The organism is Thermotoga neapolitana DSM 4359 (assembly GCF_000018945.1).
GTDB classification, from domain to species: Bacteria; Thermotogota; Thermotogae; order Thermotogales; family Thermotogaceae; genus Thermotoga; species Thermotoga neapolitana.
Map to the genome: position 1 here is coordinate 884895 of NC_011978.1, position 12459 is coordinate 897353.

Below are 12459 nucleotides of genomic sequence, written 5' to 3' on the forward strand. Positions count from 1 at the left end.
TTTTAACTATTCTAACACTAGTTCGGTGATAGAATTTTTAACGGGAGGTGGTGCGCTCTGGAAAGAGAAACAAGAGGAATCAGACTTCTGAGGGGAGATCCCAAAAAGGCGATTGTCAAACTCTCCGTTCCCATGATGCTTGCAATGCTCGTTCAGACGATCTACAATCTGGCGGATGGAATCTGGGTGGCAGGACTTGGACCTCAGGCTCTTGCGGCAATAGGATTGTTCTTTCCAATCTTCATGATCATCATCTCGCTTGCAGCAGGTATTGGTGTTGGTGCGAGTTCTGTTGTGTCTCAGAAGATAGGTGAAAGGGACAAAACGGGTGCTGATGTTGCCGCTTCTGTTTCAATGCTACTTTCGGTGATCATCGGTTTGATGGGGATCGCTGTTTTTCTGCCCGCTGTTCCATCCATTCTCGGTTTTGCCGGTGCGCGTGGAGAAACTCTAAATCTGACTTTGGAGTATTCTGTTGTTCTCATATATTCCATGCCTCTTCTCATGTTCAACAACGTGGCCAACGGTGTTCTCAGGGGAGAAGGAGATGCAAAAAGGGCGATGATCGCAATAGCTGCAGGTTCTCTTCTCAACATAGCCCTGGATCCTCTGTTCATATACGTTTTTGGATTTGGGATCAAAGGAGCCGCTTATGCCACGGTACTTTCGATCGCTGTTTCCTCTTTTCTGATCTCCTTTTGGCTTTTCTTCAAAAAGGATACGTACGTATCCTTCCATCTCGGATGGAATTGGGAGATATTGAAGAGAATTCTAAAGATAGGAATTCCAGCGTCTCTGGCGCAGGCCATGATGTCCATAGCGATCTACATCCTCAACGTTTTTGCAGTGAAGGCTGGGGGAGATTATGGAGTTGCTGTCTTCACGAGTGCGTGGCGTGTGGTGAACTTTGGAACGGTTCCGCTCATCGGAATGGCCATGGCGGTGACTTCTGTCACGGGGGCAGCGTTTGGCGAAAGAAACGCTGAAAAACTCGAAACGGCGCATCTTTATGCCGTGAAACTTGGTTTTTTCATCGGACTGGTGGTGATGCTGGCAATACTTGTCTTTGCACCCTTCATAGCAAAGGCGTTTACCTATTCTCAGGAAGGAGAGAGGATTTACAGCGAACTCGTGAGGGCTCTTAGAGTGTTGAGCCTTTTCCTTCCCGGTGTTCCCTTTGGAATGTTCACCTCTTCCATGTTTCAGGGTGTGGGTCAGGGTTTGAAAAGTCTTGCTGTGACCATAATGAGAACTGTGATCATGCAGGTGCTCTTTTCGTGGTTGTTCGTGTTCGTTCTGAAGGCAGGGCTGATGGGTGTCTGGTGGGGAATAGTCCTTGGAAATGCCACATCCGCATTCATCACCTTCACCTGGGGAAGGTTCACGGTGAATCGGTTGAAGAAGGAGTTTCAGGCATTATAATGTCATCGAGGAGGGAGATGCATGGTCAAGATAGAGGCCTCTTATTCCACCATTGAAAAGGTCGTTTTAAAAACTGCGGAGGGTATATCTCACTTTTCGATCTCGAAAGACGAGGAAAACCTTCTGGTGAAGATGAAGCACGGGTCTTTTCCCTTTGCCATATCGGTGAAGATTAAAGTACTGTCAACCCAGCGAACACCGGACGATCCCATCGTGCTGAAGGTGGGTGTTCCTTCCTTTCTGATGGAAATGCTAAAGAGCAGAATAGAACGGGAAGGGGTGGAACTTCACGGAAACGAAATACACCTTTACCCAAGAAAGATCTCCAGGGTGTTCGAGGATCTCATAATCTCAAATGTAGAACTCAATGAAGACAGAATCATACTCCATGTGGAGGAGGCATGAATTCACTTTTTTGCGAAGTCTGAAATGGCCTTGCAATTTCTGAGGATGAAATATCTGGAAGCCTCTATCTGCTGTATGGCTTTCACGTATCCGTCCAGAAATTCCACGTAGTTTCTGTCCTCACCATTTTCAATGGCAAGACTCTTGTCCAGCCTACCGTCCCAGGAAACTATGAAGGTTCGGTCGTCGTCTATGAACGAGCCGTCCGGAACGTGATATCTCAGTGCAACAAAACCGTGGGATGTGTTCAAAAGATCGCGTCCCATGAAAAAGCCCTCCCTGTACTCTATACCCATAACGTTGAGGATCGTCGGCAGAAAATCGATCTGTCCACCTGTTGTCTTCACGATGCGGTGCACGCCGCTTCCTGGTATATGAATTGCGAAGGGAACGTTGAGAGCCTTCTCGAAGGTGTACTCTTCTCCCAGGATCTTTGGCATGTTGACTCTGACTTCTCTGTTGAACGGATACAGACCCGCATGATCACCGTAGAGAACGATCACCGAGTTGTCGTAGAGTCCTGTGCGTTTGAGTTCCTCAAGGAAAACTCCAAAGGCCTCATCCGCATAATGTATGGCCTGAAGATAGTGCCCAAACTATGGTATCACTTATCTCTTCCGGAAGGTTCAGTTTCCTGTGCTCTTCAGGAATGACGAAGGGAGTGTGGCTCGATATGGTGATCAGAAAAGCGTAGAATGGTTTTGGTGAACTCTTTAGTTTTTGAACGGCCTGTTTGAAGAAAGAAACGTCTGCAAGCCCCATTCCAAAGATTTCGTCCTGTTTGAAATCTTCAAGGCTCACAAACTCATCAAATCCTATGTGCTTGTAAACCTCTTCTCTGTTCCAGAACCAGGCAACGTTTCCATGGAACACGATCGTGTGGTAGCCGTTCGACTTCATTATTTTTGGAAGTGTTGGAAGACCGATCACAGGGTACTCTTCGTAGACCACGGCATCGCCCAGGGTGTGAAGAGAGGTGTTCACGACAAACTCGGCGTCCGCCGTGTTTCCACTTCCCACCTGTTGATAACACCTTGAAAAGTAGATCGTGTCTCTATCTTTCAGAAAGGCGTTTATGTTCGGCGTGATCTCCTGTCCGTTCACCGTGAGTCCAACAACGAAGTTCTGGAGTGACTCCATCTGAACAACTATCACGTTCTTTCCTTTTCCAATCCCGAAGAATTTCTTCTGCAAGTTGTTTTCTCTTTCCTCCACTACGGGAACTTTTTCGGCTTTGTTTTCTCTCTTTTCTTGAGGAGAAAAGAGGTCAATTATATCCTGAAGGTGATAGGAAAACATACCGTATCTGTTGAAAACAAACTTCGGTTCCAGACGCTGAGATGTATGAATGGCTGCTATGAAAGTGAAGGAAATCAGTATCAGGCTCAGCGTGAGGAAACTGCCAGATTTTTCTCTCTCCTTAAAGAGAAACCACACAAAAGGAAGATCCGCCACAAAGAAAAGGGAATAAACGTCGATGAAGTATTTTATGTCCCCTCCAAGATCGCCCACCTGGGGAATCAGGGTTATTTCCCTTATGGAAGGAAGGTTTCCAAAATTCTGGAAATACAGATAATCAACGAAAAGCAAAAGGGAGAGCACAATGTAGAGGAATCTGTGCCCTCCCCTGAAGATCAGAAACAGTATCAAAAGCCAGCCAGCCGTACTGAAAACAATCGAAACGCTGAAAGAGTTCAAAGTGACCGCATAGAACAGAACCAGTTTAACGGCAAAAAGAACCATCAAAAAGTAACTGTTCATCGTTTATTCACCCGTTGCTGTAGAGGGTGTTGATTCTTCCGTTTCCAGTTCCTTCAAAAGCGATTCCACCTGGTTGTAGGCAGACTCATAATCCATGAAGCTTGGATCCAGGTTCTTCATCTCATCGAGGTAGAACTTTGCGGATGTTGGGTCCTTCAGTGCAAGACTCATATCGTAGAGCATGTAGTAAGAGTCGAGTCTCATATCCGTAGAAGCGTCCGTAGCGTTGGCCACGGTATAGAGTCCGAGCATGGTTCTGAGAACCTGATTTGGATCGTAGCTTCCCATCGACAAATAGGGCTTGATTTGATTGTACAGGTTGGAATAGTAGTTATATCTTATGTTGATGTCGTCTGGATTCATCTGGTACGCGTACTCAAGAACGTACGTGGAGGACGGGTAGTTGGAATAGAGGTAGTTTACAACGGTTCTTTTTCGGCTCTCCACTGTATTTTTCTCGTTTTCTAGTTCCTGCTTCTTTTTGGCGACTTCCTCGAGCGAAAGTTCCCCGTACTTTTTCACAAGGTCCTCATCGGGCTCTTGAGCGTTCTTGAGGGCTTCTTCGTACTGCGTCATTTCGGCTATCTGTTGAGTGAGATCCTGTATCTTCGTGTCGGAGAGAAGAACAAAGAGTGATTTCAACTCATCGGATACTTCCTCAACCAGCCTGTCTTCCTGGAAGAGAAGATTCGATAGTTTTTCGTAAAGTCCCTCTTCGTTTTTCAGGTATCTCCACCAGTACTCGAGCACCTGGTCGTTGAACACGTAGGACAGATTCTCTTCTCTCATGAATTCTTCCAGCCACTTCTGGAATTTTTCCTGCTCCAGTTTCGTTTTCACTTCACTGTACGCATCGCTGTTTTCAAAGGCGTTGAAATCTGTGAGGACCGAAGAGGTTTGCACCCTGAATACGTACCACTGGTCGAGGAAATAAAACGGTCCTACGATCGAACCTGGCGTGGCACTGAACAGAGCCGTGTCTATTTCTTCCGGGAAGATTCCCCTTGTGGCGTTTGAGAATGGCTGCACCGTGAGTCCCATACTGGAGGCAGCCTCATCGAAACCCATCTCGCTGGCTTTTGCCAGGAACTCCTGAACTGTTGAGCTGCTGTCGAACGATATGGCCTCCAGATCCACCCTGTCGTACTGGTTTTGAAGTTCTTCTTTGTTTTCCTCAAAGTACTGTTTTATCTCATCCTCACTGACAGCACCCACTGCTTCCTGGACCTTCTTCACTGTGAGTTGGACACGTATCTGCGGTTCAAGATAATCCTTCTCGTAGACTGAAAGGCTTCCATATCTTCTCTTTATTTGATCAAGCTGATTCTGATCGTTCTTTATCGTGTTAATGATACTCTTCACTTCCTGTTCTACTTCTTTTTTGGAGGGTTTTATGTTGTTTTTCTCCGCATAATAGAGGATCACCTTTTGCTGGAGGAACACATCCGCTATCAATGCCTTAAGCCTGGGTTCTTCAAACAGGGGATCTAAAGAGTTGATCCTGTAGGAACTGAGCAGATTTGAATAATAATCGTTCACTTCCCATGGCATGAGCCAGTAAGTAGGATCGGTGAGGGCCGTTCCATCTTTTGTGATGTAAGCAAGACTCTGGTCCAGGGTATAGTTCACGTTCCTTGAGGTGCCTCTCAGGTTTATCGACACAGACCACCAGATCATACCCGCAACGAAAGCGATGGCAATCGCCCAGATGATGACTCCCTGCCATTTTTTCATCCATTTTCTCATTCCATGACCCCTCCTTCGAATTCCGCCTCTTCTTCCTCAAATTTCTTCGGTTTCACAAGCGGGAAGGGAATGATATCCCTTATTGTGGGAGAATCTGTGATGAACATGAAGAGCCTGTCAAGACCGATACCAAGGCCACCGGTGGGAGGCATGCCGTACTCGAGGGCCCTTACAAAATCCAGGTCCATCATGTGGGCTTCCTCGTCGCCTTCTTCTCTCATCTTCATCTGCTCTAAAAATCTCTGATACTGATCGATGGGATCGTTCAATTCGCTGAAAGCGTTCGCAATCTCCCTTCCAAATATGATGAGTTCGAACCTTTCAGTGAGACGAGGATCCTCCCGATGTCTTTTCGCAAGCGGAGAGATGTCAACGGGATGATCGATGATGAACGTGGGGTTCACTAGTTCTTCCTCGACGATGTCTCTGAGTTTGTCTATGAGGTGTGCTCTGTTCTTTATTTCCACCTCAACACCGTGTTCTTCCAGTTTTTTCAGAAGAACTTCATCGCTGTCTTCGAGGATGTCAACTCCGAGTTTTTCTTTGAGAAAGTCCCTCATTCTCACCCTTCTCCAGGGAGGAGTGAAGTCTATTTCCTTACCCTGGTATGTGATCTTCAGAGTTCCACAAGTTCTTTTCACCACTTCCACTATCAGTTCTTCGGTGAGATTCATCATATCGTTGTAGTCTGCATACGCCTGGTATATTTCGATGCTTGTGAACTCAGGACTGTGCTTGTACGAAATTCCTTCGTTCCTGAAGTTTTTGCCTATTTCGTATATTTTTTCAAAACCACCGACGATCAGCCTCTTCAGATAGAGCTCCGGGGCTATTCTCAGGTACATGTCGACGTCGAAGACGTTCAGGTGCGTGACGAACGGTCTTGCCTCTGCACCACCGGTGACATAATGCAATATCGGTGTTTCAACCTCCACGAATCCTCTGCTGTTCAGGAACTCCCTGATTACTCTCATTGCTTCGAACCTTTTCTTGAACCTCTCAATTGCTTCATCGCTCATGATCAGTTCCAGATACCTCTGTCTGTAGATGATCTCTTTGTCTTTGATACCGTGCCACTTCTCTGGAAGAGGTCTCAAGGCTTTGCTCAGGAGTGTGAAATCTTCCACGTAGATCGTGAGTTCTCCCGTTTTACTCTTGAACGGAAAACCTCTTACTCCGACGAAGTCTCCTATCTTCACGTGTTTTTTGAAAAGCCCCATCCTGTCCTTCCCAACGGCATCTGCTCTTATGTAGGCCTGTATCCTTCCCGTGTCGTCCTTCAGATGGAAGAAGGCCGTTTTTCCATGATGACGTATGGACATCACCCTGCCGGCAAAACTCAGTTTTTCGCTCTCCTGCACCTCTCCAGCTTGAAGGTGGTCGTATTTTTCTTTTATCTCTGAAGCCGACATTTCTTTCTCAAAACGATAGGGATAGGGTTCTATGTTCATGGAACGAAGTTCTTGAATTTCTCTGATGCGTTGTTCTTTGAACTCTTTGAGCACAAAACCACCTCCATTACCTGTTCGTTACCTCTACCACCTGATACCTCTGAACTCCACCCGGAGCCTTTACCTTAACGATGTCTCCCACTTTTCTTCCAAGAAGACTCTTTCCAAGCGGAGAATCTGCGCTCAGCTTCTGGGCAAAGAAATCAGCCTCCTGTGGGGTGACGATCCTGAACTTGTGCTCTTCTCCCGTATCGAGGTTTCTTATGGTAACCCACTTTCCGAGGGTCACCTCATCTCCTTCCTCCGAGTCTTCTATGATCTCAGCGTTGCTCAGGATTTGTTCGATTTCCATAATTCTGCTTCCCACGCGGCCCTGCTCGTTTTTCGCCGCTTCGTACTCGGAGTTTTCAGAAAGGTCTCCCAGTTCTCTGGCTTCCTTTATTCTTTCGGAGATCTCGTACATGAATTTTCTTTTCAATTCCTCCAGTTCCTGTTTCAGTTTTTCGTACCCCTCACGTGTGAGACGCACCTTTTTCATTTCCCTTCGCCCTCCTTTTCCCTTTTGAGTTCCTTCACGATCTCCAGAAATTGATCAACTTCCCGGAAATCACGGTAAACGGATGCAAACCTCACGTACGCAACCTGGTCGAGTTTTTTCAACTCTTCCATGACGAGTTCTCCTATTTTTTTCGTCTCCACTTCGAAGAGGCCTTCTTCCCGAAGTTTCAGACAGATTCTGTTCACTGCTTCCTCTATCTGGTCGTAGGTGACAGGTCTTTTCTCACAGGCTTTTATCATACCATTTTTTATCTTGTTCCTATCGAATTTTTCTCTTCTGCCGTCCTTTTTTATGACGAGAACGGGGGCTTCCTCGTACCTTTCGTAGGTGGTGAATCTTCTGCCACATGAGATGCACTCTCTTCTTCTCCTGATGGCGGCACCATCTAGAGTCGGCCGTGAGTCCAGAACCCTCGTATCCATGGAACCACAAAACGGGCACCTCATTTTACATCACCGAACCTTTCGGCTATTTTAATGATCCTTTTCAACTTGGAGTACAGTTGAGACTTTGTAAGGTTCAACCTCTTTCCAAGTTCTCTCAAAGACAATTCTTTGTTCATCAAACGGGCAAAGGCCACTTTTCTCAGATCTTCCGGCAATTTATCCAGTCCCATCCTCCTCTGTATGAGTTCTATCGCCTTCACCTGTCTTGCCGTGCTCTCAGCGGTTCTGACAGCGTTTGCCTCTATGAAATTCACCGTTCTGTTCACATCGCTTATCACCCTTCTTTCCGTCACTATCCGTTCTATCTCTCTCAGTTTCTCCTGAATACCGATGGCCTCGAGAAAGGTCATTATGTCTCTTATAGATTTTATATAAAGCTTTCTCGTGTTTGGAAGCTCCACCACACCGGAGTTTACGTTAAAAAAGAATTTCAAGGCTTTTTTTGTGGATAAAAGAACGTCTTCTTCGAACAGATTGATTTCCAGATGATAATGATGTTTTGGATCCGTCATGGAACCTCCTCCAAGGAACAGGCCCCTCAGAAATGACACAAATAGAGCAACATCAGAAAAAGGATCGATCTGCATGAAACTTTCCGAATATTCAGTCATGATTTTTATGAATCTCTTCCTTATGTTGTGGGATTTCTCCACGACTATCTCCACAACGGGAACGGATATGTACTTCATTAAGTTCAAAAGCCGCCTCGAGGCGGCAAAGGAATGAAGTGAAAAGACGAGTTGCCTCTTTTTGACGTCGAAATCTCCCCTCGCCTTTATAAAGCCAAGAAGTTCTGATCTGGCCTCATCGCGACTTCCAAAAGGTATTTTAACGAGTTCTTCCTTTATCTCTTCTGAAAAAGTGCGCCTCAGAAGGATCACCACCTCGAGATCCTCTCTATAACACCGGCAAGTCTCAGGAAATCATGACGTACCTTTTTCTTTCCGTCCAGTGGATCTACGATCTCTGTCAGAAGGGGTTCTGCGATGATCGTGTTCTGCGTGTTTTCCACATCTATCTCTACAAAATCACTCCCTTCCTTTCTGTACCTTTCGAGAACTTCTGGAGATGGTCTTTTTGTGTTCACCACCACAAAATCCACTTTCTCTTCGAGATATCTTTCGAGTTCTCTTACGTGATCGGAAACCCTGTAACCTGTTGTCTCACCGGGTTGTGTCATGAGATTGCATATATAAACCTTCCTGGCTTTTGATCTCTTTATCGCTTCTTTCACACCCTTTACCAGTACGTTGGTTATGATGCTCGTGTAGAGGCTTCCTGGTCCGAACACGATCATCTCCGCCTCAGATATCGCTTCCGTCACTCCAGGCAGAGCCTCTATAGATCTGTCGAGCCATACTTTCACTATCTTTCCATTCTTTTTGACTATGTTTGTTTCGCCCACCACTTCTTCTCCGTCTTCGAACCTTGCCACAAGTCTTGCGTGATCTTCACTCACGGGAAGCACCCTTCCTTTTATGGCCAGCACCTTCTCCAGGGTTCTTATGGCTTCAGAGAAGCTTCCTTCGATCTTGGTGAGTGCTGCTATGATGAGGTTTCCAAGACTGTGCCCTTTCAAAGATCCTTCCATGAAACGGTAGTTCATGAGTTTTGCCAGAAGGTCCTCATCTTCAGCGAGTGCAACGATGTTGTTTCTGACGTCACCCGGTGGAGGCACGTTCAGTTCTTTCCTGAGTTTTCCCGAGCTTCCCCCCTCATCCGTTACGGAAACGACAGCGGTTATCTCGAAGGATGAAAGGTGTTTTAAGCCCTTCAGCAGGGTGGAAAGTCCCGTACCTCCCCCTATCGTGACCACCTTCATCTTCACACCTTCTCCAGATCTCTGTGTTTTTCAACAACCGAAAACCCTTCTTTTTTCAGCATTTCAGCGATTTTGTGGGCGATGTAGACGGATCTATGCCTCCCACCGGTACATCCGATACCCACCGTCACGATTCTTCTACCGGATCTTTGATATTCCTTCACCGCTACGTTTACCACCTCGAAAATCTTATACACGAATTCGTCTACAAGAGAGTATTTTTTGAAATACTCCTCCACTTCCCTGTCAAGGCCTGTCTTATGGGAAAGCTCAGGCACATAGTGAGGATTGGGAAGAAATCGCGCATCGAATATGAAATCCGCGTCCATTGGTATTCCATGTTTGAATCCAAAACTCAATATTCTGACGGAGATCCCACCGGACTGGTTCATGAGTGATTGTCCCAGGATTTCCCTCAACTGGTGAGAAGTCATCTTTGTTGTGTCTATTACAAAGTCGGCCATTTCTTTAATTGGCAGCAGAATCTGTCTCTCTTTTTCAATGGCCTCTTCGAGTCCAACATCGTTTCTCTGAAGAGGGTGTCTTCTTCGGGTCAGTGCGTATCTTCTCAAAAGCTCTTCTTTTGAAGCCTCAAGGAAAACGATCAAAGCGTTTGTTTTTTTCTTTATCTTCTCTATCGCTTCAACGGGATCACTGAAATGTTCGCTTCGCACGTCCACTGCTATCGCCATCTTTTCAAGGTCTGAACTCATGAAGAGTTTCAGGAGTTCCTCCAGTATGCTTCCAGGCACGTTGTCCACACAGAAATATCCGAGATCTTCAAGAAAACCCATAGCGGTCGTTTTTCCTGCACCGGATAGACCCGTTACCACAACTACCCGCTTCAAGGTACATCTTCACCGTCCTTTAAGACGTAAGAGATCTTCTTTTTGAGTTCCCTGATCTTTTCTGCCATCTTCATGTTCTCCAGAACGGCGTTTGCCAGCATGACAAAGAGGATGTGATCTATCCCCACCTCGTCCACATATTCTTCGTATCGTTTGAAATCCTTCTCTATCCTTTCTATGGTTCTTCTCACTATCTCCGTGTCTTCGTCTGTGATCAGGTTGTACACTCGCTTTCCAAGTCTAACGCTCACTTTCTTCTTCATCCTGTATCATCTCCTGATTGGCCGTGAAGGAGAGGAATCTTTGAATCTTTTCCACCAGAGTGTTCAGAGAACGCTTGTGGTTTTCCAGTGTCTTTTCCAGTTGTTCCTTTTCTTTTTCAAGAACGAGAATTTTCTCGTTGAGTTGTTTTACTTTGCTCCACAGTTCTCTGTTCTCTTCCTTGAGTTTTCTGTAGTTTTCTATCATTGTGTCGAGCATCTTTTCCAGATCCTCGATCTCTTTCATCACATTCCCCCCTTCGTGACTATATTAACACATCCCGAACCGTTTTTGGGTTCAGTTCTTCAGGCACTTCGACGCCTCGGAGCAGAAACCTTGCACCCGTTTCCGTGTAGTTCATCTCCACAAGATCCAGTTTTTTCGTCTCGATGATCCTGAATACACCGTTCAGTTCGGAGAAAGTGGCTTCAACCTCAAACTCTTTCATGAGGCTGAGTGGCCGCAATTTTGCCCCATTCACCGCAAGTTCTGCTGCTGTTGAATATGCCTCTATGAGCCCTCTGACACCCAGTTTCACTCCTCCAAAGTACCTTGTGACCACGATGGCAGTGTTCATCAGATTGTGCTTTTTCAGAACACCAAGGATCGGCCTTCCAGCCGTCCCACCGGGCTCTCCATCGTCTGAGTAGTGCTCGAGTATTCCCTCTGTTGAAAAAATCCTGTACGCCCAGCAGTTGTGTGTGGCATCTCTTTTCGAAATTTCCTTCAGTTTTTTGCGGAAATCCTTCTCATCTTTCACAGGAAACACTGTTGCGTAGAACTCCGATCTTTTCACGTTGATCCTTTCGCTGTGTGGACTCACAACCGTTTTCCACTCCACCAGATCTCTACCTCCGTTTCCAGATCAACTCCATATCTTTCCTTCACCTTTTTCTTCACAAAATCTATGAGATGGATCACATCCCTGAAGGTTGCGTTTCCGATGTTCACAATGAAACCTGCGTGTTTCTTCGATATCTGTGCTCCTCCGATCGTGTACCCTTTCAATCCCAGGGACTCTATTGCTTTTCCCACGTAAAAATCGTTTCTGGGACGTTTGAAGACACTGCCAGCACTCGGCAAATCGATTGGCTGCTTTTCCAGACGTTTCTCCAGAAAGTCATCCATTCTCCTTTTTATGAGGTCTTTTTTTCCCCTTCTAAAGCGCATTTCAACGCGTGTTATGATCATCTTTTCTCTCCTGAAAACACTGTCTCTGTACCCAAAGAACAGATCGCTTTTCGAAAGCCAGTATCTTTTCCCTTCCCTCAAAACTTCGACTGCCTCAACGAACTCTCCGATCTCTTTCCCATACGCCCCTGCATTCATGTACACGGCTCCACCAACACTTCCGGGAATTCCGTACGCAAACTCGAGCCCTTCGAGTTCTGTCTCCATCAGTACCAGACAGAGTCTCTTCAACGGCGTTCCACTTTCAACGACAACTTTCTCTCCTTTGATCTCCACATGATTGAGCCGTTCCGTCTTCAAAACAGCAATTTCAAGGTCTTCATCCTGAACCAGAAGATTCGTTCCAAGTCCCATAATCTGAAACGGAATGTTTCTACCCAAAAGTTCAACCGCTTTTTCCAGGGATACAACATCGTTTGGAAGAACTAAATACCTGACCTTTCCACCTATTTTCATACTGGTATGACAGGATAGTCTTTCGAACATCCTGACATCGCACCCTACTTTGTAGAGATCAGAGAACAATTTGTCCAATTTACATTCCCTC

15 protein-coding genes are annotated in these 12459 nt (G+C 46.1%); 2 read left to right on the top strand and 13 right to left on the bottom strand.

Annotated elements, in window-relative coordinates; translation table 11 throughout:
* Positions 1-57 precede the first annotated feature (57 nt).
* Together CTN_RS04385 and CTN_RS04390 are read left to right on the top strand one after the other, a co-directional pair.
* Complete coding sequence (locus CTN_RS04385; RefSeq protein ID WP_038067266.1) at positions 58-1422, top strand: MATE family efflux transporter; 1365 nt, start codon at positions 58-60, stop codon at positions 1420-1422.
* 21 nt (positions 1423-1443) lie between these two features.
* The gene (locus tag CTN_RS04390; RefSeq protein WP_015919382.1) at positions 1444-1827 is read left to right on the top strand and encodes a hypothetical protein; all 384 of its coding nucleotides are present in this window, start codon (positions 1444-1446) and stop codon (positions 1825-1827) included.
* A 2-nt stretch (positions 1828-1829) separates the two neighbouring features.
* Here the strand turns inward: CTN_RS04390 and CTN_RS10200 are convergent, their stop codons facing one another.
* From CTN_RS10200 to murB, 13 genes are read right to left on the bottom strand one after another with little or no spacing between them, the layout of a single operon-like run.
* A complete protein-coding gene (locus CTN_RS10200) occupies positions 1830-2402 on the bottom strand; it encodes an LTA synthase family protein (protein ID WP_280381587.1) in 573 nt (190 codons plus the stop codon).
* Positions 2386-3588 (bottom strand): LTA synthase family protein, encoded by a 1203-nt coding sequence (locus tag CTN_RS10205; RefSeq protein WP_015919384.1) that lies wholly within the window; start codon positions 3586-3588, stop codon positions 2386-2388. Before CTN_RS10205 ends, CTN_RS10200 begins: the two co-directional genes overlap by 17 nt.
* A gap of 3 nt (positions 3589-3591) precedes the next feature.
* A complete protein-coding gene (locus CTN_RS04400) occupies positions 3592-5334 on the bottom strand; it encodes a peptidyl-prolyl cis-trans isomerase (protein ID WP_015919385.1) in 1743 nt (580 codons plus the stop codon).
* A complete protein-coding gene (lysS, locus tag CTN_RS04405; RefSeq protein WP_015919386.1) occupies positions 5331-6839 on the bottom strand; it encodes a lysine--tRNA ligase in 1509 nt (502 codons plus the stop codon). The genes CTN_RS04400 and lysS overlap by 4 nt, the downstream gene beginning before the upstream one ends.
* A 13-nt stretch (positions 6840-6852) precedes the next feature.
* Positions 6853-7323: a transcription elongation factor GreA gene (greA, locus tag CTN_RS04410; protein WP_015919387.1), complete on the bottom strand. Its 471-nt coding sequence runs from the start codon at positions 7321-7323 to the stop codon at positions 6853-6855.
* Positions 7320-7790 (bottom strand): transcriptional regulator NrdR, encoded by a 471-nt coding sequence (gene nrdR, locus CTN_RS04415; protein WP_015919388.1) that lies wholly within the window; start codon positions 7788-7790, stop codon positions 7320-7322. Before nrdR ends, greA begins: the two co-directional genes overlap by 4 nt.
* Positions 7787-8674: a DNA-binding protein WhiA gene (whiA, locus tag CTN_RS04420; RefSeq protein WP_015919389.1), complete on the bottom strand. Its 888-nt coding sequence runs from the start codon at positions 8672-8674 to the stop codon at positions 7787-7789. Before whiA ends, nrdR begins: the two co-directional genes overlap by 4 nt.
* Complete coding sequence (locus tag CTN_RS04425) at positions 8668-9612, bottom strand: gluconeogenesis factor YvcK family protein (protein ID WP_041437609.1); 945 nt, start codon at positions 9610-9612, stop codon at positions 8668-8670. Before CTN_RS04425 ends, whiA begins: the two co-directional genes overlap by 7 nt.
* Positions 9613-9614: 2 nt before the next feature.
* On the bottom strand, positions 9615-10460 hold the full coding sequence (gene rapZ / locus CTN_RS04430; RefSeq protein ID WP_015919391.1) for an RNase adapter RapZ: 846 nt from the start codon (positions 10458-10460) through the stop codon (positions 9615-9617).
* Entirely contained in the window at positions 10457-10723 is a 267-nt protein-coding gene (locus CTN_RS04435; RefSeq protein ID WP_015919392.1) for a cell division protein ZapA, read from the bottom strand. Before CTN_RS04435 ends, rapZ begins: the two co-directional genes overlap by 4 nt.
* The gene (locus tag CTN_RS04440; protein ID WP_038067275.1) at positions 10701-10967 is read right to left on the bottom strand and encodes a hypothetical protein; all 267 of its coding nucleotides are present in this window, start codon (positions 10965-10967) and stop codon (positions 10701-10703) included. Before CTN_RS04440 ends, CTN_RS04435 begins: the two co-directional genes overlap by 23 nt.
* 19 nt (positions 10968-10986) lie before the next feature.
* A complete protein-coding gene (locus tag CTN_RS04445) occupies positions 10987-11562 on the bottom strand; it encodes an IMPACT family protein (protein WP_015919394.1) in 576 nt (191 codons plus the stop codon).
* Complete coding sequence (gene murB, locus CTN_RS04450) at positions 11541-12446, bottom strand: UDP-N-acetylmuramate dehydrogenase (protein WP_015919395.1); 906 nt, start codon at positions 12444-12446, stop codon at positions 11541-11543. The genes CTN_RS04445 and murB overlap by 22 nt, the downstream gene beginning before the upstream one ends.
* Between the last annotated feature and the right edge of the window lie 13 nt (positions 12447-12459).